We start from the raw sequence: 21817 nt of genomic DNA on the forward strand, positions 1-21817 counted from the left end.
CTCTCAGGGGCAGGTTCCGCCGGAATTTTTCTGCCCGGTTCCAGCGAAAAGCGCGGCGCCCACCGGCAAATGTCTGCCGGTGGGCGCCGCGCTTTCTCAGCTCAGCCGTAGTTCCGATCGATGGACTGCGACGGGGTCGGGCTCGGCTTGGTCTGGGCGACCCGCTGCTCGCTCGGGTGCGTCCCTACCTCGATGCCCTTCACGGTGCCGAGCAGTTCGAGTTCGGACAACGTCACGCCGGTGGCCCCGGCCGCCGGAGTCAGCACCAGCCGGTACTGCGTATAGGCCTTCGGCGCCGCCACACTGAACGACCTCGTGTACGCCGGGAACGCCCAGGTCTGGCCGCTCCGCTTGTCCACCTCGGTCCACGTGGTGCCGTCGTTCGACCCCTCCAGCGTCCAGCCGGCCGGCGCGACCCCGGTGTTGCCGCTGGTCAGCGTGTACATCGTCACCGGGCGACCCTGCTGCAGATTGACCGTCACGGTCGGAGCGGCGCCGGTCAGCGTGACCTGCTTCTTCGAGTCGTTGTCGGTCAGCGCGGAGACATCCACGCCACCGGCGGCGACCACCGCGCCGGCGTCCTCGGTCGAGTCGCGCCACGTCTTCGGGTCCTCGCCCGGAGTCGTGATCGACGGCGGAGCGTCGTTGCGGCCGGTGCCCCAGGTCGACGGCTTGTCGGTCATGTCGAACTCGATCTTGCCGCCGTTGCCGATCAGGTCGTGCGGCAGGTTGGTCGAGGTCCAGGCCTTGCCGTTGACCTTGACGCCCTTCACGTACTTGTTCGTGGCGCTGTTGTTCGGCGCGCTCACGGTCAGTTTCTTCCCACCAGGCAGCCGAACGGATGCCTTGGTGAACAGCGGAGCGCCGATCGCGTACGTCGGCGAGCCGACCTGCAGCGGGTAGAAGCCGAGCATGCTGAACAGGTACCACGCCGACATCTCGCCGTTGTCCTCGTCGCCCGGGTAGCCCTGGCCGATCTCGGACCCGAGGTAGAGCCGGTCCAGCACCTCGCGGACCTTCTCCTGCGTCTTCGACGGCTGCCCGACGAAGTCGTACATGTAGGCGATGTGGTGCGACGGCTGGTTGCTGTGGCCGTACTGGCCCATCCGGACGTCCCGCGCCTCGAGCATCTCGTGGATCGTGCCGCCGTAGCCGCCGGTGTGCAGCGCGTCCTCCGGCGTACTCCAGAACTCGTCGAGCTTCTTGGTCAGCCCTTCGCGACCGCCGTACAGGGCCGCCAGGCCGGCGCCGTCCTGCGGGGTGGAGAAGGCCATGTTCCAGGCGTTCGTCTCGGTGTAGTCGTGACCCCAGTCGCGCGGGTCGAACGTCGTCGGCGAGTTGCCCCAGACACCGGCCACGTCCTTGCCCTGGAAGAAGTTCAGGGTCGGGTCGAACAGCGTCACGTAGTTGCGGGCGCGGTTCAGGTAGTAGTCGTAGTTGTCCTTGTACTCCTGCTTGCGCGGGTCGTTGCTCTTCGCGGCGTCGTACAGCGCCTTCGACATGTTCGCGATGCCGAAGTCGTTGATGTAGCCGTCCATCGACCAGCTGAAGCCCTCACCGGTGTTGTTGGCCGTGTAGCCGTTGAACACCGAGCGGTCGAGACCCTTGCGGCCGACGTTGTCCGTCGGCGGCCGGGCGGCCGCGTTCTTGAGCGCAGCGTCGTACGCCGCCTGGACGTCGATGCCCTTGATCCCCTTCAGGTAGGCATCGGCGAAGGCGACGTCCGAGCTGGTGCCGACCATCAGGTTGGCGTAGCCCGGCGAGGACCAGCGCGAGATCCAGCCGCCGTCCTTGTACTGCTGGACGAACCCGTTGACCAGGTCGGCCGCCTCGTCCTGTGCGAACAGGCTGTACGCCGGCCACACGGTCCGGTAGGTGTCCCAGAACCCGTTGTTGACGTAGGTCTGGCCGGCCACGATCTTCGAGCCGGTCGTGGTCGGGGTGTCCGTCCCGACCTTCGGGGAGGTCGGCGACGCGTACTTGATCACCGGGGCCTGCGCCGTACCGGTGTTCTCCGAGCCGTTGTTCGGGTAGAGGAACAGCCGGTACAGGTTGCCGTACATGGTCTGCAGCTGGTCGGTGGTCGCACCGTCGACCTCGATGGTGGACAGCTTGGCGTCCCAGGCGTTCTGGGCCGCGTTGCGGACCTTCTCGAACCGGCTGCCCGCGGCCAGCTCCAGCTCGAGGTTCTTCTTCGCCTGCTCGGTGCCGATCAGCGAGGTGGCCAGCCGCAGCTGGACCTGCTTCACCTTCGGGTCGAACGAGAAGTAACCGCCGACGTTGGCGCCGCCACCGTTGGCAAGCTTGCCGCTGGCAACGACCTTCTGGTCGACGACGCCGTACACGAACAGCCGGCCGGCGCCGGTCGACAGTCCGCTCTTCACGTCGCTGTAGCCGGTGACCACACCGGTCGCGGCGTCCAGCGTCAGGCCGCCGAGGTTGCTGGTGTTGTCGAAGATCAGCTTCGCCTTGCCGGCCGGGAACGAGAACCGCAGCATCGCCGCGTGGTCGGTCGGGGTCAGCTCGGCCGCGTTGCCGTTGTCGAAGGTGACGCCGTAGTAGTACGGCCGGGCGATCTCGTTGTCATGGCTGAACGCCCAGGCGCGCGCGTCGCGGTTCGCCGTCGGCGTGTCGGCCGTCGACGGCATCACCTGGAAGGTCTGCCGGTCACCCATCCACGGGCTCGGCTCGTGGCTGATCGAGAACGCCTGGATCTCCGGCTTGTTCTGGTCGTTGTTGCCCTTGGCGTAGTCGTACAGCCAGGAGGTCGAGCCGGCGTTGGTGACCGGCGTCCAGAAGTTGAAGCCGTGCGGTACTGCGGTCGCCGGGAAGTTGTTGCCCCGGGAGAAGCCGCCGGTGGAGTTGGTGCCGCGGGTGGTGGCCACCAGGTCCGACGGGTGGTGCCGCGCGATCAGCTGCGAGGCGGCGTCCGTGGTGGTCGCCTTGCTGATCCGGACGTCGTCGACCCAGCCGCGGAAGTCGGCCGGTCCGGTCGCCTTGTCGTAGCCGACCAGGATCCGCTTCACCGTCTTGCCGGCCGCGACCTTGCCCAGGTCGGCCTCGATGTTGTTCCACTGGTTGGTGGACAGGCCCTTGCCGTCGCCCTGCCCGCGCGGGCTGAGCTCGAAGCCGTGGTGGTCCTTGGCCTTCAGGTCGCTCAGGTAGGTGCCGTCCGAGAACGCCAGGTCCACCGCCGCGAAGGTGCTCGGGTAGCTCAGGTCACCCTCGACGTGCTCGGGGAAGATCTTGTACCCGAGCTGGGTGTCCGGGCCGATGGTCAGGTCGACGTCGGCGACCTTGTTCCAGGTGTAGCCCCGGCCCTCGGCGGTCTGGTGACCGGCGTACCGGAAGGACTTGACGCCGGTGAAGCCGGTCCGGGCCCGCGCGTTGTAGGCGCTGGTCGGGCCGGAGTCGAGCCGCGACTCGGCGGTCTTGCCCGGGGGCGGCAGCGGGGCGCCGTTGGACAGGTACCAGTCGGCGAGCTGGACGATGTCCTCGCCGTGGTTCAGCGTGATGTCCAGCTTGAAGAACTTGTACGCCGTCTCGTTGGTGAAGCTGTACTCCTTGGTCTGGAACCGGTCCGGGAAGTCCTCGCCGGTCCGGGTGTCCAGGGTGGTCCAGGTGGTGCCGTTGGCCGAGCCCGACAGGGTCCAGTTCTTCGGGTCGCGCCCGTCGGCGTCGTTCGCGGAGGTGAGCGCGTACTTGCGGATCACCACCGGGGCCGAGGTCTCGTAGGTCAGCCAGCCGGTCGGCTCGAAGACCAGCCACTTGGTGAACTTGTCGCCGTCGGCGACGTTGCTGGCGATCTCACCGCCACCGGTGTTCTCGGCGTTCGCGGTCACTTTGGTGACCTTGTCCATCTCGGAGCCGCCGATCCCGGTCGGCGTCGGGCCCTCGACCCCGCCGGCTCGCGGCTGCCCGTCCGGCCCGGTCTCGACCGCGTCGGTGTAGCCGGGCTGTGGCTGGCCCGGTTCGAAGGAGGTGAAGAAGCTTGTTCCGGCGACGACCGGCTGCGCCTCGGCGGCCGGGATCGAGTTGGATGCGGCGCTCGACGATGTTGAGGACATAGCAGACATTGTCACAACAAGCCCGAGAGACGTGACGAGCCCCAGGGGGCGGCGGAGATCCATCTACGCTCCTTGCACGACAGAACCGGCGTACGGCGGTCGCCGTGTGCCGGAGATTTACGCGGCCCCGATGACAAGGTTGTCAGCCCGCGTCCGGGCTGATCTTGCCTATCGTGATCACCCCTGGTCAAGAGTTCGTCGCTGACCGCTTGCGGCACCGGTGCAGTACGAAGTTATCCACAGGGAGATTCAACTGGTGGTGCGACAGGCACGGAAGGTAACTATTGTGGCTTTCGGGTGATCTGGGGCGGCCACCGTCGACAGGTCGAAACTGCGAGAGCGGGGAGTGAGGATGGAGTCGGCGCGGCCGGGGGCTGTTCGCGGCCACACGCATTTTCTGATTCCTCAGCCTGCTCTCGGCGAAGCGCAGCGACGACTGTTCGATGGAAGTCTCCATCCGGCCGGGTGGATAGCTGACCCGGCCTCGAGTTCCAGCGTGAGCCTGCAATGGAGCCGCGGTGGAGATCTGCTGCGTCTTCAGACGCTCGGCTGGTTTCCTCTGCTGGTCACTGTCGGTCCCGTCGGACGAACTTCGCGGGCGCACCGAGACGCGATTGCGCGGTTGGTGGCCGCGGCGCGCGCCAAAGGGGGCAAGACTCTCAGCGACAGTCAGTTGGTTGGTTACCTCCCGCAAGCCGAACTGCGATGGCAGCGCGCGCTGTCGGAGCGCGTGCGTTTGTCGCGAGCCGAGCAGATACTCGAGGCGCGGCGTTGTCCACGCTGTCGCGCCTGGGTCGAGAACTCTGCTACGCACTGCGCCGGATGCCGGCATCGCTTCACGCCGGCCGAGGACGAGGATCGAGATCAGCTGACCGGTCAGGCGAGGGCGACCATCACCTCAGCGGAGAGGGTGCTGTCAGAGCTTGCTCGTGGAGTGCTCCTGAACGGTCTTGCTCCTCCCGATCAGGACCAGCTGAGCGTTCAACGGGAAGAGGCGACCTCGGTCGTGATGCGACGTGGCTGAGCCCGCACTTGCCGTGGTCCCGACCGAACAGTGGGGTTGGGAGTATCGCGGCCAAGAGGTGGTCATGGTGGAGGAAACTCAGCCGCCGCTGCCCACGATTCCCGTCCCGGCCGCACTGGCGAAGCTGGAGGGTCGGCGGGAGCGTGCACTCCGGTCGGGGCCGCGTCTCAGCTCCGTAGTCCTTGCCGCAGCACTCGGGACCGGCGTCACAGCAGTGACGACCAGCCCGCTGCTTGCCCTCGCACCAGGAGCTCTGACCGCCGGACTCGCGTGGTGGCGGTGGGGGAGGCCGGCCCAGTTGAGGCGCTCGACTCGTCGTGAGCATCAGCTGTGGGCAGCGGCCTGCGCCGAGTCCCTCCAGCGCTTCGAGGACGACGTCCGGGTGTGGGAGCACGAACTCGGCGAACAGGAGCGGATCGGGAAAAGTCGGGCGACTTCCGTCGCGCCCTGGGTGCCAGTGGCACCATCGACCAAGGAGCGGGTCGACCTCTACGGAGGTTCCGCGACGGGCTGGCGAGCGACCTTGCTTGCGATGGGTAGCTCGCTGATGAGTGCCGGTGCACGGCTGACCGTTGTGGATCTGACCCAGGATGGCGTGGCCGAGCCGCTCCGGCGGATGGCGGAATCGTTCGGTGCTCCGATTCGGACCACGACGGTGCCGGACGAGCAGCGAGCCCTGAATCTGCTCGCGGATCTGAGCGCGGAGGAGATCGGAGTCGTCGTCGCGGAGTCGCTGTACGGAGCTGATTCGGGCAAGGATGACTCAAGGGACGTGGACGCGACCCTGGTCCAGCACCTTGCCGAGTGCCTCACCGACGGACCGGTGACCTTCGGGCGGCTGCATCTCGCGCTGCAGGTCGCGCTACGGCAACTCGGGCCGGACGACCGTCGAGAACTCAGCAGGCCGGAGTACAGCGCGATCACCGACTTCTTGAGCGAGGCTGCGCGGCGCACCGCTGAACCGCGGCTCTTTCGCCTGGCCGCTGGGGTGAAGAGGTTGGCCGGCAGTGGCGGGTCCGAACCGGTGGACAGCTGGACCGACGAAGGCATTTCTCTGCGGCTGATGCAGATGTCGGACCGTGAGCCGCAATTGACGGCCGCCCTGCTACGGCAGGTGATCTTCCAGGTCGTCGCTTGCCATGTGCAGCGCGGCGAGCTGACCGGGAATGGTGAGCGCGTCGTCCTGATTGCGGGAGCCGACGGGATTCCGCGAGCCGACCTGGAACGCTTCGACGGACTGTGCCGGCGAAACAACCTTCGGCTGGTCCTGCTCTTCTCACACCTTCGCGACGATGCGGTGGACCTCCTTGGAGGAGGGGACGCCGTTGTCTTCATGAGACTCGGAAACGCGAAGGAGGCCGAGCAGGCGGCGACCTTCATCGGGCGTCAGCATCGCTTGGTGGCCAGCCAGTTCACCTACTCGCGTGGGACCAGTACCTCCGTCGGAACCTCTGACAACACCACGCGGGGCAACAGCTCGTCCACCGCGGAATCGGCCGGTGTCCAGAGCTCGGACTCAAGGCAGACAACCTTCGGACTGCTGTTCAGCAGGAGACATCGCTCGGGGAGCAAGAGCACCGGCGAGCAGTACTCGGTCAGTACCACTGGCGGTACCTCCTGGTCGGAGTCGGTTTCCACGTCGACTCAGCAGGGCACGAACGAGAGCACCTCGGTCGGACACCAGCGGACCTACGAGTACGCGGTCGAGCCGACCGTCCTGCAGGGATTGTCGCCGACCGCGTTCATCATGGTCGACCCTCGTGATCCGGCCAGCCCGCGGCTCGGCGATTGCGATCCGCGGCTCGGTCGCGAATGAGTCCTCTGGAGTTGCCGTCCTTCCGGCTGACCGAAGTTCCGATGCCGGGCGACCCGGAAAGCTCTCCCTCCCAACGGCTGACGGCTCTACAGCGAAGTCTCCTGCCGGGACTCACAGCGGCTGCTTCTGCTGGCAGGCCGTTCAGTTGCTGCTGGCTACGAACCGAACCATCAGGTCCAGTGGAGATACGTCTTGGGTTCGAACCCGACAGTCGGGGCAGGGTGCCCTATCCGTCCGGTGCCCGGGGGATCGCGGCCCAGCCCGCGACGATGCCTTGCTGGCTGGCCGTCAACGCACAGCACGATGTTCTCAGCATGCTCCCCGCCTCGGATGCGGATCCGAGCGGCCTGCTGGAGGACCTGCTCGAAGCTTTGGAGGACCTGCCGTTCGCGTGGCTCGTCGTGGCTACCCCCACTGCAGCCACCGAGCGGGATGAGCTCCTTGACGACCTGCATCTACGGATCACAGTCGGGCTGGACCGGGAGAAGATCTCGGGCCGCGAGGCCGTCGAGCTCGAGCGGAATCGGTCGAAGTACCGCGATTTCTCGGCTGCGCCCGGGGGGATGTGGCAGGTCCGAATTCTGGTCGGCGCAATGGACGAGACGTCCGCCAGGACTGTCGCCCACACGTTGTCCGGAGCGGCTGACCTCCAGCTGACGCCGTACTCGCTGTCGCCGTCCGACGATCCGGGCGAGCTTGAGGAGGTGTACGCCAAAGCGGCCGTCCTGGACGCGACCGGCGATCTGCTGACTGCGATCGCCAGGCCTCCTCTCCGCGAGATCCCGGGTGTGCGCATCGTGGAGCAGATTCGGTTCGACCAAACTCCTGAGACTCCGTCCGGCGGAGTGCCGCTGGGCGACGTCATCGATCTCGGCGGCCGATCAGCTGCCAGCGTCGACATCCCGTTGTCGACACTGAACAGGCACGCTCTCGTGGCAGGGGCCACCGGATCAGGAAAATCGCAGACGGTCAGGCACCTGCTCGAAGGCCTTCATGCTGCCTCGGTTCCTTGGCTGGTCATCGAGCCGGCCAAGGCGGAATACGCAGCGATGGCCGGTCGGCTGGGACCGGATGCCGACGTGGCGGTCATCCGCTTGGGCGACATCGCGGCAGTGCCCCTGAGTCTGAACCCGCTGGAGCCTGAAGCCGGCTTTCCTCTCCAGACCCACCTTGACCTGGTGCGCGCTCTGTTCCTCGCGGCCTTCGAGGCCAACGAGCCGTTTCCGCAGGTGCTGAGCCAAGCACTGATGCGCTGCTACACCTCTCTGGGGTGGAACCTCGCTCTGAGCAGCCCGAGTTCTGACGGACCACCACCGCGCTTCCCCACTCTTGTCGATCTGCAGCGCACCGCCGGCGAGGTCATCGACGACATCGGGTACGGCGCCGAACTGGCGGCGGACGTGCGGGGATTCGTCGATGTCCGGCTGACGTCTCTGTTGCTGGGAACTCCCGGCCGGTTCCTCGGCGGGGGGCACCCGCTGGATATGGCGGACCTGCTGAGCAGGAACGTCGTTCTCGAGCTGGAGGACGTCGGGGACGACCAGGACAAGGCCTTCTGTATGGGCATCGTGCTGATCCGGCTGGTCGAGTACCTCAGGGTTCGGCACTCCGCCGCTGGTGGCTCTGCCGGTCTTCGACATGTCACCGTGGTCGAGGAGGCGCATCGGCTGCTCAAAGCGACCGCCAACGGAGCGCCGGCCGGTCACGCCGTGGAGATGTTCGCCGGGCTTTTGGCTGAGGTCCGAGCCTACGGCGAGGGAATCGTGGTGGCCGAGCAGATCCCGAGCAAACTGATCTCCGATGTGGTGAAGAACTCGGCCTTGAAGATCCTGCACCGATTGCCGGCCGCCGACGATCGTGAGCAGATCGGTGCGACGATGAATCTCGGCGAGGCCCAGTCACGTGCCGTCGTGTCACTCGCGCCCGGGCAAGCCGTGGTGTTCGCCGATGGTATGGACAGGCCGGTGCTGGCCAGGATTCCACTGGGCGAAGATCGTGAGCTGCGCGCAGCCAAGCCGCCGACGGTCGCGACTGTCGGACGCCGGACGGGCGCTTGCGGAGCGAGTTGCCTGAAGCATCCGTGCGATCTGCGTGAGATGGGACGCGCGTATGACTGGGTTGAGCTCCACTCGGAGCTTGCGCTCTGGGTGGAGCTGCTCACCGTGGCGCACCTAGCCGGGCTCCCCAGCCCGAAACCGCGAGATCGCAGCGTGATGGTCGCTGAACTTTCGGTCCGCCAGCTCGAGTGCGTGGTGGCCGAGACTGTCACCCGAGCGGTCTCAGGCCGGGCCCGATCAATTGGCTCGACGTACCGGCCCGAAGCGCTGATGGCGCATCTCGCGGAAGTTGCGGCGGGAGCCTTGGTCGGCCGCGAGGTGGTCTGCGAGACAGTCGAGACAGAATGGCAGGCAGGACGCTACAGGTTCTCCGATGTGGCCGAGGCCCTCTACAAGTTCACTGGCCCCGCCGACCAACCGCACCCACTGACAGCGGAATGGGCAAGTCGAGGCTTGCGTCTGCGAGGGGACACGATCGAGGCGCAGTGCGAGAGCTACCTTTTGCGTCCAGGAGCCCGGACGCCGGGAACGGCCTTGCTGCATGGCGATGGGAACATCACCCGCCTGGTAGCGGAGTTGTCGGGTGCCGACGGCTTCACGGAGCAGTTGATCGAGGCGGCCGCCATCCTCGATATACCTCTCCAGTGGCACCGGTACATATTCCAGCTGGCAAAAAGCACCGCAGGAGTCGTTTCGAATGGCTGAGCTGGACCGTAGTCACCATCGAGAGGACGTGCCAGATCCTCGCCTTGAACGCCAGCCGACTGAGGATAGTTTGCGGGAACCGCGAGCTACAGAGCGGGCCAACGATGACGACAGATCCGCGGATCGCAGCGCCACCAAAGACCTGCGGGCTCAGATGCTCAAGGACGACACCTTCGCGCGCCATGCAGCCGGTCATGAGTTGGAGCATGTTCATCGCGAGGTCGAGAAGCGATCTGAGGACTCCGCGGCCAAGCAATCAGGTTCCCACCCCCGGGAAAACGACCAGCTTGAGGTATCTCGCTTTGAGGTCGCCGGACGACATGATGTCGCAGATCGTGATGTCCGAATGGCAGATGACACGGTCGCCCGGCTGGACCTGGCGGGTGCGGAACAAGCCTCGGCAATTCGTTCCACCGATGATTCAGACCAAGGCGCCAGTGATCAACCAGGAAGACCTCACCTAGGCCGGGGTCATTCTCTGCCGAATGAAGTACAGGAGATGCGCAAGGCCGAGGTCGAGGGGTCGAGCGCCATAGAGCGACCGCTAGGTCTGGATGAAGCCCGACCGGCGACCGACGACCGACGAAGCGATGGCGCAATCTCTGTTACCAGCGATGAGTTGCTCAAGACGGACGCAGACGACGCCCCACCTGCTGACCGGACCGACCCGGTTGACCGAGATGACAAGGCCGAGGAGGACAGTGTCGCTCCCTCGGCGGCTGAAGATGAGGAAGGTGTGGCCGCTGCCGACAGGCAGCAGGAGAAGCCGGAGCGGGCCGATCACGAGACAGACTCGAAAGGGTTCAGTCTTGACCGACAGATCGGTGACGAGCGCGCGAAGGAGGTCGTGGACCGCTGGGATCCGCGGCGTGCCAATCTGCCCGTTCGTCCGGCTGATCACAGTCAGGCAGCAGGTGATGCTCCGGAGAGTGACGATCAGTTTGTTGAGATGGCTGACCAGGACGCGGTTGAGTACATCAAGGCGAATCAAGAAGACCGGCCGTGGCTGGCGCCGGCAGTGACGTGTGATCCAAAGATCCAACGGATCTATGTGGCACTCGACCTTGGCAGTGGGCACTCGCACTATCGGCATGGGGCAATGGGTGGCGACGAGATCCAGAAACGCCGTGTGGCCTATCTCGAGGATCCGGCGCAACTGGATCCTGCCAAGCGCGAGCGAAGCATCGATGGGCTGAAGGCGAGACAGGTCCACCTCTGTGGGGTGGACACGACCAGGGTGCACGACGCGACCGCCTTCGCTGTGGCGTTCGCCCGCGCCGTCGAACACCCCGCTCTGCGGGATGTCCTGGACCAGGCGTGGGATGAGAACGAGCGGCCAGACGCAGTGGAGATACCCATCACCGATCTGCTTGGCCCTGATGGCCATCAATACTGTTCAGGATATCGTCTGCAAGGTGAGTGGCCGGAGTCTCGCGCTATGCGAAAAGAATGGGTCATGGCGCGGAGGCAAGGGCTCGATCTGGCCGGAATCCCCGAGCCGACGGCTGAGCGGATACCGAGCTTTGAGGGCGGTACATTTGTGTTCAGATTCCTGTCCAACTCGCACAGTCAGAGCTATGAGGTCGCCACTATGTTCCCCCAAGCGCCGGCCACAAAACCTGAAGGAGTAGCAGAGAATGCCTGAGATTGAGCGCTACTGGCTGAAGGACAAGACTGCTCCCTTCGCGGTTTTTCTGAATTTCCTGGAGAAGTATTATCATCCGGAGATTCGGTATGACAATTTTGAAGCTCTAATTCGACGCGCGAAGGCAGATCGGGAGGATGACGCTGACCTGGCGGTTTTCAAGCAAGAATTTGTCAGGTTGATCAAAGGTGATCGGGAGGGTCTTCATCCGCTGGCATTGAGTACTGCGGCCGAGTATGACGAACGTAATGACGACGAGTTTCTGGCAACCCTTTGGCGCCAGCTCTATCCAGGTGCAGTCCCGCCCAGCTAGCACTTCTGGCAAATGTCGGGTAGGTCGAAGGTGAGGGTGGAGAGATCAGCGTCATCTTTGAGGTTGGCGAGACCGAGGTCTGGAATCCCTCCAACAATGTAGGTCGGATATTCGTCGGGCAGACGCGCGTCTTTGAAGAGGTCACCAAACGGAGTTCTGGGTTGGGTGACGTGCTGGACGACGAGGTTGCCATTGACGGAGCCCTCTTCGCGGAGTTCGTGGAGGCCCTCGTCGATCTGCACGACGGCACGAATCACCCTGTGCTGCACAGTCTGCTGAAGGGATACATCGGGACGGCCCTGGTCCTGGCGCAGCGGTCCGCTGTGCTCAGGGTCTCGAAGGAGCGACTCGCCGCAGGTGGTTGGTTGGAGTACGCGGAAGGGCTTGCGCGCTCCATGCCGAGTTGAGATGTGTGTTGTTGCTCAACTCGGTATGAAGGGTGGTGGGTTGCGCGGGTGGCGACCGGTTCTGGCCACGCGGGTAGGTTGGCGGACATGGACGGATTCGACGACAGGGTGCTCGTGACGGGTGCCGCCGGCTTCATCGGGCGGGCCGTGGTGGCGGCGTTGCGGGAGCGGGATCTACCGGTGACCGCGGTGGACCGGGAGGCGCCGGATCCGGCTTGGGACGAGGGCGTCACGGTGATCACCGGTGAACTGTCGGAGCAGGAGGTCTGCATCGCGGCCTTCGAGACTCGGCCGCGGGCAGTGGTGCACCTGGCGGCCATGACCTCGGTACTGCGCTCCGTCGGCTCCCCGATGCGGACCTTTGCCGAGAACGTGACCATCACCCAGGTGCTGCTCGAGCTGTCCCGGGGTAGTGGGGTCGACAGCTTCGTGCTGGCCTCCACCAATGCCGTGGTCGGCGACGTGGGCGAGGAGACGATCACTGTCGACCAGGCGCTGCGCCCGCTCACGCCGTACGGGGCGACGAAGGCTGCGGCGGAGATGCTGCTCTCGGCGTACTCCGGGAGCTACGACCTGGCGACGGCGGCTCTGCGGTTCACCAACGTCTACGGACCGGGCATGGGCCACAAGGACAGCTTCGTGCCGCGGATGATGCGGGCAGCCCTCAGTGGCGGCAGTGTGGAGATCTACGGCGACGGCAAGCAGCGCCGGGACCTCGTGTACGTCGACGACGTGGTTGCCGCCGTGCTGCTCGCGCTGGACAACCGCTTCGACGGCCGGGCCATCATCGGCTCCGGCAACTCGGTGTCCGTGCTCGACCTGGTCGACACCGTGCGCACGGTCACCGGCGCCGCAGTACCGGCTGAGCATGTGGAGGCGCCGGACGGGGAGATGCCGGCGGTGATCGTGGACGTGACCGCGAGTGCGGACCGGCTCGGCTACCGGCCGACGGTCTCGCTGGAGGACGGCCTGGCCCGGACGTGGCAGTACTTCCAATCCCAGTAAGACACGCCCTCCGGGCCCACTGGCTGCTCGTCACCTTCCTGGTGGCGAGCCTGGTACTGCGTGTGCTGGCGACCGTCGCCTATCGGCCGGCCATCATCTACACCGACTCGGTGCAGTACCTGAAGAACATGCAGGACCTGAGCCCGGCCCAGCTCAACCCGATCGGCTACGACTTCGTCCTGAAGCCACTGGTCGACCTAGGTGGCCTCACCGGCGTGGTGATCGCACAGCACCTCGCCGGGCTGGCCATCGGCGTCGCCATCTACCCGCTGGCGCGCAGGCTGACTGTGTACAAGTGGCTGGCAGCCCTGGCCGCGGCCCCGATCCTGCTCGACGCCTACCAGGTGCAGATCGAGCAGAACATCATGGCTGAGACCACCTTCGACGTACTGCTCGTCGGAGTGCTCTGGGCTCTCCTTGGCTGGGGCAAGCCAGGCTGGAAGCGGGCACTGCTGGCGGGCCTGCTCCTGGGCGCAGCCTTCGCAGTGCGGACTATCGGGCTCACCCTGATCGTGGCGGCGCTGCTGTACCTCGTAGTGGTCGGCTCCGATTGGCGGCACCACCGCACCAGGCTCGTACTGCGTACCGCCGCCTGCCTGGCCGGCTTCGCCCTCGTCTTCGGCGCCTACGTCAACTACGTGCACAGCGAGACCGGCAAGTGGGCCATCTCGGGTGCGGAGAACCAGGTCCTCTACGGCCGCACCGCAGTGGTGGCCGACTGCGCCAAGCTGCCGCTCAACGAAGGCACCAAGCTCTTCTGCCCGGAGGAGCCGCTCGGGCAGCGCCTGGGCGTCGACAAGTACGCGCACAACCGCTACGGCGATCCCAACTGGCCGGGGCCGCTGCCGCCGGGGACCACCAAGCAGGAGTTGGCCCAGGAGTTCAGTGCCCTGGTGATCAAGCATCAGCCGTTCGATGTCGCCTGGGCGGCTCTGCAGGACTTCGCCAAGGGTTTCGCGCCGACCAGGACCACGTCGCCGGATGATGTGCCGCTGGAGCGCTGGCAGTTCCAGCTGACCTACCCGAACCTTGAGGACCCCAATACGGCCAAGGCGGCGGAGCAGTGGGGAGGCATGTCGCCCCACGTCAACCACGGCCCTGCCGCAGTACTGCGTGCCTACCAACTCAACGGGGGCTACACCTCGGGCCTGGCCCTGGGCATCGCCGTACTGATCGCGTTGGCCGCAGTAGCCGGTGTCGGTCGAGCGAAGCAGTCACGGCTTCGCTCGGCGGCGCTGCTGCCGGTGGCGGCCGGGGTCATCCTGCTGCTGGGCTCTGCGGCGTTCGAGTTCTCGTGGCGGTACCAGCTGCCGGGGCTGGTGCTGTTCCCGCTGGCCGGAGCGATCGGGCTCCGGGCGATCCTCGGCAAGGACCAGGCGCGGCCGGCCCTGGGGAGTTATCCGGATCAGACCGACTCCGAGGCGCTGGACGACTTCCGGGCCAGGCACGGGGAGGTGGTGTTCGCGCCGATCGTCGTGGTGATCGCCGCCTACAACGAGGCCGGTGGGATCGGTCCGGTGCTGGCCGGGATGCCCAAGACGTGCGCCGGGCTGCCGGTCGACGTACTGGTGGTGGTGGACGGTGCCGAGGACAACACCGCTGAGATCGCAGTCGCGCAAGGTGCCTATGTCTGTGTTGCCCCGCGCAACCGTGGCCAGGGTGCAGCGCTCAGGCTCGGTTATCAGCTGGCCGGGCAGGGCGGAGCGGAGTACGTCGCGACGACGGATGCGGACGGCCAGTACGACAACGACGAGCTCGATGTCCTGCTGCAGCCGATCCTGGCGGGCAAGGCGGACTTCGTCACGGGCTCACGTCGGCTGGGGGCAGAGGATGCCGACAGTCGGCTGCGCTGGCTCGGTGTTCGCGTTTTCGCTGCTCTGGCGTCGATTTTGACCCGCAGGCGCCTGACCGACACGTCCTTCGGGTTCCGCGCGATGCGGGCGGGGCTGGCCTGCAAGGTGACGCTGCGCGAGCCGCAGTACCAGTCGTCGGAGTTGCTGCTCGGAGTACTGGCCAGTGGTGCTCGAGTGGTCGAGCTGCCGATGACCATGCGGCGCAGGGGAGACGGGACCAGCAAGAAGGGACCGGGGCTGGTCTACGGCGCCAACTACGCGCGGGTGATGACCACTACGTGGTGGCGGGAGTACGTGCCACGCACAGTACGGTTTGGCCGAAGGGCACGGGAATCCGGCGCTCGACCGCCCGCGTGACCGGTACTACGAACCTGTCGTAGATCGCCACCAGCTTCGGGTTCGGCGCCGTGCTGCCGCCGCGCCGGACGGCTGCCCACCAAGCGATTCCGCCGAGCAGGTTGACCGGTTTCGCGATCTCGACCTGCAACCCGGCCCGCCGGACCGCATCGGTGACGGTTGCCGGCGTGTAGCGGCGGAAATGCCCGACCCGCCGGTCGAACTCGCCGTACAGCTGCTGGTAGCCGGGCACCCACAGCACGATGCTCCCGCCGGGGACGACGAGTTTCGCCAACGACGCAAGGGCTGCCGCGTCGTCCTCGATGTGCTCCAGCACGTTGATCGCGATCACCGACTCGACCGGCTCGGCCAGCGAAAAATCATTGCCCAGGGCAAATTGTTGGGCCTCGACCTCGGGGCGGTCGGCGAACCGCTGGTCCAGCAGCGCGACGGCGCCCGGGTCGGCATCGGTGACCACCAAGCGGTCCAGACCGGTGAACTGCGCGGCGAACTCGCCCAGGCCGGCGCCGACCTCGAGCACGGAGCGTCCGCAGTACGGCGCGATCAGTTCTCGTTGGTACCGCCGGTAGCGCGGCTGGTCGGCGCCGCCCTGCTCGAGGCTGCGGCCGGTGGCGTTGCTGAAGGCTCCGTTGTGTTCTTGCATCGGGCCCATTGTGCAACCCGGACCCCAACCGCTGTGGATTCACAGCAGATTGCCAGCTTCCCGTCAGGTGCTTCCGGTGCTGGTTGGGTACACATGACAGGACAAAGCAAGATTTTTCGTTCGAAAGGCGGTTGGTCCGTGCGCGTTCTCGTCCTGGGTGGTGACGGTTACCTGGGGTGGCCGACTGCACTGCACCTGTCCGACAGCGGACATCAGACGGCGGTGCTCGACAACTTCGCGCGCCGGGGCTACGACCGCGAGCTCGGGGTCGACAGCCTGGTGCCGATCGAAGACCTCGAGACCCGGGTCGCCGCCTGGCAGGAGGTGTCCGGGCAGCAGATCACGGCGTACACCGGTGATCTGTGCGACGCCGAGTTCGTCTATCGGGTGGTGGCCGAGTTCAAGCCCGAGGCGATCGTGCACTTCGCCGAGCAGCGGGCCGCGCCGTACTCGATGATCGACCGCGCGCACGCCGTCTACACGCAGCAGAACAACGTGATCGGCACCCTGAACCTGATGTACGCGATCGCGGAGCTCGACCCGCAGATCCACCTGGTCAAGCTCGGCACGATGGGCGAGTACGGCACGCCCAATATCGACATCGAGGAGGGCTGGCTGGAGGTCGAGCACAACGGCCGCAAGGACCGGATGCTCTATCCGAAGAAGCCGGGCTCCTTCTACCACCTGAGCAAGGTGCACGACTCGCACAACCTGGAGTTCGGCTGCCGGGTCTGGGGGCTGCGGGTGACGGACCTCAACCAGGGTGTGGTCTACGGGCAGCAGACGCCGCAGACCGTGCAGGACCCGCGGCTGGCCACCCGGTTCGACTACGACGCCGTGTTCGGCACGGTGCTGAACCGCTTCGTCATCCAGGCCGTGCTCGGCGAGCCGCTGACCGTCTACGGCACCGGGCAGCAGACCCGTGGCCTGCTGGACATCCGGGACACCATCGAGTGCATCCGGCTGGCGGTCGAGAACCCGGCCGACGTGGGCGAGTTCCGCGTCTTCAACCAGATGACGGAGAGCTACTCGGTCAGCCAGATCGCCGAGAAGGTCGCCGAGTGCTTCCCCGGCCCGGTGCAGGTCGACCACCTGGAGAACCCGCGGGTCGAGCAGCCGGAGCACTACTACAACGTCAAGCACACCGGCCTGGTCGGCCTCGGCCTGCAGCCGCACCTGCTCTCGGAGACGCTGATCGAGTCGATGTTCCCGATCGTGGCCGAGCACAAGGACCGGGTGAACCTGTCCGCGCTGCTCCCGACCGTCCAGTGGCGGGGCGGTCTGAAAACCTGAGCGAACGGCGGTCATCCGGCCGGATGACCGCCCACGGCTCAGTCCATCGACACCTTGTCGAAGTTCGTGGTGGTGTAGCGGACGTCGACGCCGACCTCGTCGCCGACGGCGGGCGGGGCCACCGAGGACGGCAGGAACAGCATGCTCGCCTGCATGTGCGGCGGCTCGGCGAACCAGCGCTGCTTGCCCTCGATCGTGAACGGCGACAACGCCATCCCGGCGGCGTCCAGGCTGCCCTTGGCCATCGCGATCGCGCGCTGCCGGACGGTGGCCGCCGCGGTCGGGGCCTCCAGGCCGACGCCGTGCGCGGTACCGCCGGAGACGACCAGGATGTGACCGTCGCCGGCCACCCGGCGCTGCCGGTAGCCGACCCGCTCACCGCGGCGGACCGAGTGCACGTCGAGCACCGTCGCCCGGACGGTGAAGGCGCCACGGTCGCCGAGCCAGAGGCCGGTGCCCATCCGGAGCTTCACGTTCTCGCCGATGTCGGCGAGCTTCTGGACCGGGACGTGGGAGACCCACAGCGGCCCGTTGCGGACCGCCCGGGCGGCGCGACCGAGCTCCTGAGCCTCCCGGATGTTCGCGGACGTGCCGCCCGCGCCCATCGGGAAGTGCAGCGACCAGCCTTCGAACTTGATCCGGTCCAGTGCGTTCAGGAGCATCGTGTGCCGCAGCTCGCGAGCGCCTATCCCGTGCCGGTGCATCGAGGTCTGCACCTCGATCAGCACCCGGCTGCCGGCCGGGATCGAGACCAGGTCGGCCAGCCGGCCGACCGTGTGGATGATGTTCTTGCCCTGCGGGATCTCCAGGAACGGCCGCCACGGCGAGAGCACCATGACGTCGTCCTTGAAGTCCGGCGGGACCTCGGTGTAGGTGCCGACCGCGACGGTCCGGGCACCGAGTGCACGGGACTCGGCCAGCAGCCGGGTGTTGCCGACGCCGTACCCGTTGCCTTTGGCGACCGGCACGATGTCGGGGTTCCACGTGGAACGTAGATGGTCGCGCCACCGATCGGAATCGATGTGCAGGATCAGGGGCATGTTGTCATCGCCGTCTCATGTAGAGGTCGAATGCGGTGTAAAGCGCCTTGTTCAACGGCAGATCCCACTCACCGACGTACTCGACGGCCTCGCCGCCGGTGCCGACCTTGAACTGGATCAACCCGACGTGCGGGTCGTTCGCGTCCAAGGTGTCGGTGATGCCCCGTAGGTCGTACACGGACGCACCCTCGGCGAGGGCGTCCGACATCATCCGCCACTGGATCGCGTTCGATCCGCGGACGTCTCGCTTGGCGGTCGAGCTGGCTCCGTAGGAGTACCAGGAGTGACCACCGACCCGGACCCAGATCGTCGAGGCGACCAGGTCGCCCTCGTGATGGGCGTTGTAGACCCGGAAGTCGCAGCAGTCGGCCGGCTGGTCGGCCATCGCCTCGTACATCTTGACGAAGTACGGCAGCGGCCGCGGCGTGAAGTGGTCCCGCTCGGCCGTCTCCAGGTAGAGGCCGTGGAAGGCCTTCAGGTCCTCGATCGTGCCCTGGGTGACCTCGACGCCGAGCTTGGCCGACTTCTTGATGTTGCGGCGCCACTGCTGGTTCATCCCGGTCAGCAGGTCTTCCGGGGTCTTGCCCGCCAGCGGCACCTGGAACACGTACTGCGGTTGTCCCGCGGCGAAGCCCTCGCCGGTCTTCGGCGCCTTCCAGCCGAGCGCGCGGAGCTGGGCCGTCACGGTCGCGCCGGACGGCTCGATCACGTCCGGGCGGACATCGCCGAGTTTCGGCTGCTGCCCACCGGCGATCGCGTCCTTGATCGTCTTCGCGGTCCAGCGCCGGGTCGGCACCGGCGGGCCCATCCGCAGCCCGAACGCGCCCTGCTCGGCGGTGTGCGCAGCCAGCGGGCGCAGGTAGCGGCCGAGGTCGATCGCGTCCCAGTCGATCACCGGGCCCTCGGGCAGGTAGGCCAGGTAGCGCTTGACCTTCGGCATCTGCCGGTAGAGCACCAGCGCCACGCCGACCAGGTCGTTCGGAGCGGCCGGATCGAACCAGCCCAGTGACTCGGCCTTCCACTCGCTCTTCACCGCCGCCCACCCGGGGGTCTGCAGGAAGCTCGCCGAGGGCTGCGCCGCGAGATAGGCGGCGTGCTGCTCGGCGGAGATGGTCCGGATGCTCAAGTCACTCACGGTCGGTCAGGTTACCGGCCCGCGGCCTCAGACCGTAGCTGAGCCGGAAACCTGACCGTGGATTACTCAGCTAGCAACACTTCGGACAGCTCCCAGAGCCGGGTTGCGGCCTCCGGGTCGAGCGCGTGCGCGGCCACCCCGGACACACCCGGTACTACGCTCCGCTCGGCCTCGTTGTTGTCTTCGAAGTACCGGCCGGTGATGCCGTCGACCAGCGGCGACCCGGCCAGCAGGGCCGAGGTTGCGGCGCCCTGCTCCGGCGTCTTCCACTCGAAGCCTTCGACGGCGGCCTTGAGGGCCGGGTCGTTCTCGAAGTCGACGTGCCGCTGCAGGGCGGTCATGATTCCGCCCGGCATCAGGGAGTTGGTGACGATCCCGTCCGGGGCCCAGCGCTTGGCCGCCTCGACGGCGAAGAGCGCGTTGGCCGTCTTGGACTGGCCGTAGGCGATCCAGGCGTCGTACGGGCGACGCTCGAAGTGGATGTCCTCGAAGTCGATCCCCGACCGGTGGTGGGCCGACGAGCTGACCGCGACGATCCGGGCGTTGCCGGCCGCCGCGAGCGCGGGGTGCAGTGCGAGTGCGAGACCGAAGTGGCCGAGGTGGTTGGTCGCGAACTGGTGCTCCCAGCCTTCCGGCGTACGGGTCAGTGGCTCGGCCATCACGCCGGCGTTGTTGACCAGGATGTGCAGCGGGCCTCGCCAGTTCGTACCGAAGGCGCGCACCGATTCGCGGTCGGCGAGCTCGAGCGGGGCGACGTACAGGCTCTGGTTGCCGGTCGATGCGGTGATCTCGGCGGCGACCCGCTCGCCCGCCGCGGTGTTGCGGACGGCCAGTGTCACCTCGGCTCCGGCGGCCGCGAGTGCCCGCACGGTCTCGACGCCGATACCGGAGGCGCCGCCGGTGACGACCGCTCGCCGACCAGTCAGGTCGACGCCGGCCAGCACCTCGGCCGCGGTCGAGGCGCGGGTGAAGGGGGTGGTGATTCTGCTCATCGAAGTATCCGTTCCTGCTGCGCGCTAGAGTTAACCGGAGGAGCCTCCGGTGGAACTCCAGTTAAGCGGAGGAACCTCCGTTTCACAAGCCGCCGGTCGGTTCGGCTAGGTTCGTGGTCCAGTCAGGTGTCGAGAGGGGGTCCGATGAGCGCGACAAGTGAGCGGCCGCTGCGCGCGGACGCCCAGCGCAACCGCGACCTGCTGCTCGACGCGGCCGGTCAGGCCTTCACCGACTGTGGCGCCGACGCGACGCTGGAGGGCATCGCCAAGAACGCCGGCGTCGGGATCGGCACGCTCTACCGGCATTTCCCGACCCGGGAGGCGCTGGTCGAGGCGGTCTACCGCAACGAGTTGGCCACCGTCTGCGCCGCCGCTCCCGAGCTGCTCGCCGCGATGCCGCCGGTCGAGGCGACCAGGGCCTGGATGGGGCGCTTCGTCGACTTCATGACCCGCAAGATCGGGATGGCCGACGCGCTTCGGGCGCTGATCGCCTCCGGCGCCGATCCGTATGCGCACAGCTTCGAGTTACTGGTCGGCGCGATCCAGCCGCTGCTGGAGGCTGCCGCCGCGGCCGGTGAGATCCGCTCGGACTTCGCGGCCGAAGACGTGCTGATGAGCTTGAGCGGAGTCGGGCTCGCCGCCGGCTCCAACAGCGAGCAGACCGGCCGGTTGCTCGATCTGCTGCTGGACGGTCTGCGCTACCGCGGCTGAAGGGTTGGTCCATGCAGAAGGTCGCATTGGTGACCGGGTCGACCTCTGGGATCGGAGCGGCGACGGTACGGCGCTTTGCCGCTGACGGTTTCCAGGTGGTGGTGCACTCGCGGAGCAGTCGGGAGGCCGGGCTCGCGCTGGCTTCGGAGCTGGGTGGGACCTACCTGCAGGCCGACTTGTCGCAGGAAGACCAGGCTGCGGGGTTGGTGCCAGCGGTGCTGGACGCGCATGGGCGGCTCGACGTACTGGTGAACAACGCTGGGATCAGTTGGCCGGTGCCACATGCCGACCTCGACGGGTTGTCTGCCGCGGACTGGCGTCGGCTACTCGAGGTCAACCTGATCGCGCCGTGGCTGCTGTGTACCGCGGCGCTGCCCGCGCTCCGCGACGCGCAGGGCGCGATCGTCAACGTGACCAGCCATGCCGGTGTCCGGCCGAAGGGCAGCTCGATCGCGTACGCCGCGAGCAAGGCGGCGCTGAACCATGTCACCAAGTTGCTCGCCGCGGCGCTGGGGCCCGGAGTACGGGTTAATGCGGTGGCGCCTGGGCTTGTGGATACTCCGCTGACAGCTGATTGGACCGAGGCGCAGGAGCTGTGGAAAACCGTCAGTCCGATGGGCCGGGCCGCGCAGCCGGCGGACGTGGCCGACCTGATCGCGATGATCGCCGCGCACCAGTATCTGACCGGTGAAGTGATCCTGCTCGACGGCGGGCTCAACCTGCGCTGATTCTGTCGGCGGCGGCTTCTACGATC

General features: G+C 66.8%; 16 protein-coding genes. 11 read left to right on the forward strand and 5 right to left on the reverse strand.

What is annotated here, in order from left to right; all coding sequences use genetic code 11:
- Positions 1 to 101 precede the first annotated feature (101 nt).
- Positions 102 to 4067 carry a GH92 family glycosyl hydrolase gene (locus AB0P21_RS32765; RefSeq protein WP_363701712.1) on the reverse strand — a complete coding sequence of 1322 codons (3966 nt, stop codon included), beginning with the start codon at positions 4065 to 4067 and terminating at the stop codon, positions 102 to 104.
- Between the two features lie 496 nt (positions 4068 to 4563).
- Here AB0P21_RS32765 and AB0P21_RS32770 point away from each other — a divergent pair, with 496 nt between their 5' ends.
- From AB0P21_RS32770 to AB0P21_RS32805, 8 genes are all read left to right on the forward strand, one after another.
- Complete coding sequence (locus tag AB0P21_RS32770; RefSeq protein ID WP_363701714.1) at positions 4564 to 5091, forward strand: hypothetical protein; 528 nt, start codon at positions 4564 to 4566, stop codon at positions 5089 to 5091.
- A 64-nt stretch (positions 5092 to 5155) separates the two neighbouring features.
- Positions 5156 to 6907, forward strand: coding sequence for a hypothetical protein (locus AB0P21_RS32775; RefSeq protein ID WP_363701716.1), 1752 nt, complete (start codon positions 5156 to 5158; stop codon positions 6905 to 6907).
- A 788-nt stretch (positions 6908 to 7695) separates the two neighbouring features.
- Positions 7696 to 9669, forward strand: coding sequence for an ATP-binding protein (locus AB0P21_RS32780; RefSeq protein ID WP_363701718.1), 1974 nt, complete (start codon positions 7696 to 7698; stop codon positions 9667 to 9669).
- Positions 9662 to 11314 carry a hypothetical protein gene (locus tag AB0P21_RS32785; RefSeq protein WP_363701720.1) on the forward strand — a complete coding sequence of 551 codons (1653 nt, stop codon included), beginning with the start codon at positions 9662 to 9664 and terminating at the stop codon, positions 11312 to 11314. Before AB0P21_RS32780 ends, AB0P21_RS32785 begins: the two co-directional genes overlap by 8 nt.
- Entirely contained in the window at positions 11307 to 11627 is a 321-nt protein-coding gene (locus AB0P21_RS32790; RefSeq protein WP_363701721.1) for a hypothetical protein, read from the forward strand. The genes AB0P21_RS32785 and AB0P21_RS32790 overlap by 8 nt, the downstream gene beginning before the upstream one ends.
- A gap of 107 nt (positions 11628 to 11734) precedes the next feature.
- Positions 11735 to 12034, forward strand: coding sequence for a DUF6086 family protein (locus AB0P21_RS32795; RefSeq protein ID WP_363702331.1), 300 nt, complete (start codon positions 11735 to 11737; stop codon positions 12032 to 12034).
- An 87-nt stretch (positions 12035 to 12121) separates the two neighbouring features.
- The gene (locus AB0P21_RS32800) at positions 12122 to 13039 is read left to right on the forward strand and encodes an NAD-dependent epimerase/dehydratase family protein (protein WP_363701723.1); all 918 of its coding nucleotides are present in this window, start codon (positions 12122 to 12124) and stop codon (positions 13037 to 13039) included.
- Positions 13015 to 15249 carry a glycosyltransferase family 2 protein gene (locus AB0P21_RS32805; protein WP_363701725.1) on the forward strand — a complete coding sequence of 745 codons (2235 nt, stop codon included), beginning with the start codon at positions 13015 to 13017 and terminating at the stop codon, positions 15247 to 15249. Before AB0P21_RS32800 ends, AB0P21_RS32805 begins: the two co-directional genes overlap by 25 nt.
- Here the strand turns inward: AB0P21_RS32805 and AB0P21_RS32810 are convergent.
- The gene (locus tag AB0P21_RS32810; protein WP_363701727.1) at positions 15167 to 15892 is read right to left on the reverse strand and encodes a class I SAM-dependent methyltransferase; all 726 of its coding nucleotides are present in this window, start codon (positions 15890 to 15892) and stop codon (positions 15167 to 15169) included. The two genes, AB0P21_RS32805 and AB0P21_RS32810, sit on opposite strands and share 83 nt — an antisense overlap.
- Before the next feature lie 138 nt (positions 15893 to 16030).
- On the opposite strand from AB0P21_RS32810, the gene AB0P21_RS32815 reads away from it, so the two are divergent.
- Positions 16031 to 17185 (forward strand): NAD-dependent epimerase/dehydratase family protein, encoded by a 1155-nt coding sequence (locus tag AB0P21_RS32815; RefSeq protein ID WP_363701729.1) that lies wholly within the window; start codon positions 16031 to 16033, stop codon positions 17183 to 17185.
- Between the two features lie 38 nt (positions 17186 to 17223).
- Here AB0P21_RS32815 and AB0P21_RS32820 read toward each other — a convergent pair whose 3' ends face one another.
- The 3 genes from AB0P21_RS32820 to AB0P21_RS32830 form a co-directional block, all read right to left on the reverse strand.
- Positions 17224 to 18225, reverse strand: a complete 1002-nt coding sequence (locus AB0P21_RS32820; RefSeq protein ID WP_363701730.1) for an alanine racemase — start codon at positions 18223 to 18225, stop codon at positions 17224 to 17226.
- 4 nt (positions 18226 to 18229) lie between these two features.
- Positions 18230 to 19360, reverse strand: a complete 1131-nt coding sequence (locus AB0P21_RS32825) for a peptidoglycan bridge formation glycyltransferase FemA/FemB family protein (RefSeq protein ID WP_363701732.1) — start codon at positions 19358 to 19360, stop codon at positions 18230 to 18232.
- A gap of 62 nt (positions 19361 to 19422) precedes the next feature.
- Positions 19423 to 20352 (reverse strand): SDR family NAD(P)-dependent oxidoreductase, encoded by a 930-nt coding sequence (locus tag AB0P21_RS32830; RefSeq protein ID WP_363701734.1) that lies wholly within the window; start codon positions 20350 to 20352, stop codon positions 19423 to 19425.
- A 144-nt stretch (positions 20353 to 20496) separates the two neighbouring features.
- Between AB0P21_RS32830 and AB0P21_RS32835 the strand changes: the two genes are divergently transcribed.
- Positions 20497 to 21063 (forward strand): TetR/AcrR family transcriptional regulator, encoded by a 567-nt coding sequence (locus AB0P21_RS32835; RefSeq protein WP_363701736.1) that lies wholly within the window; start codon positions 20497 to 20499, stop codon positions 21061 to 21063.
- Between the two features lie 11 nt (positions 21064 to 21074).
- Positions 21075 to 21791: an SDR family oxidoreductase gene (locus AB0P21_RS32840; protein ID WP_363701738.1), complete on the forward strand. Its 717-nt coding sequence runs from the start codon at positions 21075 to 21077 to the stop codon at positions 21789 to 21791.
- Positions 21792 to 21817 lie beyond the last annotated feature (26 nt).

It is taken from the genome of Kribbella sp. NPDC056861 (assembly GCF_040687575.1).
In the GTDB taxonomy this organism is placed as follows: domain Bacteria; phylum Actinomycetota; class Actinomycetes; order Propionibacteriales; family Kribbellaceae; genus Kribbella.

Bases quoted from the DNA above. Each gene is read 5' to 3' on its own strand.
- AB0P21_RS32765 (WP_363701712.1), bottom strand. From the start codon at position 4,067: ATGTCCTCAACATCGTCGAGCGCCGCATCCAACTCGATCCCGGCCGCC.
- AB0P21_RS32775 (WP_363701716.1), top strand. From the start codon at position 5,156: ATGGTGGAGGAAACTCAGCCGCCGCTGCCCACGATTCCCGTCCCGGCC.
- AB0P21_RS32785 (WP_363701720.1), top strand. From the start codon at position 9,662: ATGGCTGAGCTGGACCGTAGTCACCATCGAGAGGACGTGCCAGATCCT.
- AB0P21_RS32790 (WP_363701721.1), top strand. From the start codon at position 11,307: ATGCCTGAGATTGAGCGCTACTGGCTGAAGGACAAGACTGCTCCCTTC.
- AB0P21_RS32800 (WP_363701723.1), top strand. From the start codon at position 12,122: ATGGACGGATTCGACGACAGGGTGCTCGTGACGGGTGCCGCCGGCTTC.
- AB0P21_RS32810 (WP_363701727.1), bottom strand. From the start codon at position 15,892: ATGCAAGAACACAACGGAGCCTTCAGCAACGCCACCGGCCGCAGCCTC.
- AB0P21_RS32820 (WP_363701730.1), bottom strand. From the start codon at position 18,225: ATGCCCCTGATCCTGCACATCGATTCCGATCGGTGGCGCGACCATCTA.
- AB0P21_RS32830 (WP_363701734.1), bottom strand. From the start codon at position 20,352: ATGAGCAGAATCACCACCCCCTTCACCCGCGCCTCGACCGCGGCCGAG.
- AB0P21_RS32835 (WP_363701736.1), top strand. From the start codon at position 20,497: ATGAGCGCGACAAGTGAGCGGCCGCTGCGCGCGGACGCCCAGCGCAAC.
- AB0P21_RS32840 (WP_363701738.1), top strand. From the start codon at position 21,075: ATGCAGAAGGTCGCATTGGTGACCGGGTCGACCTCTGGGATCGGAGCG.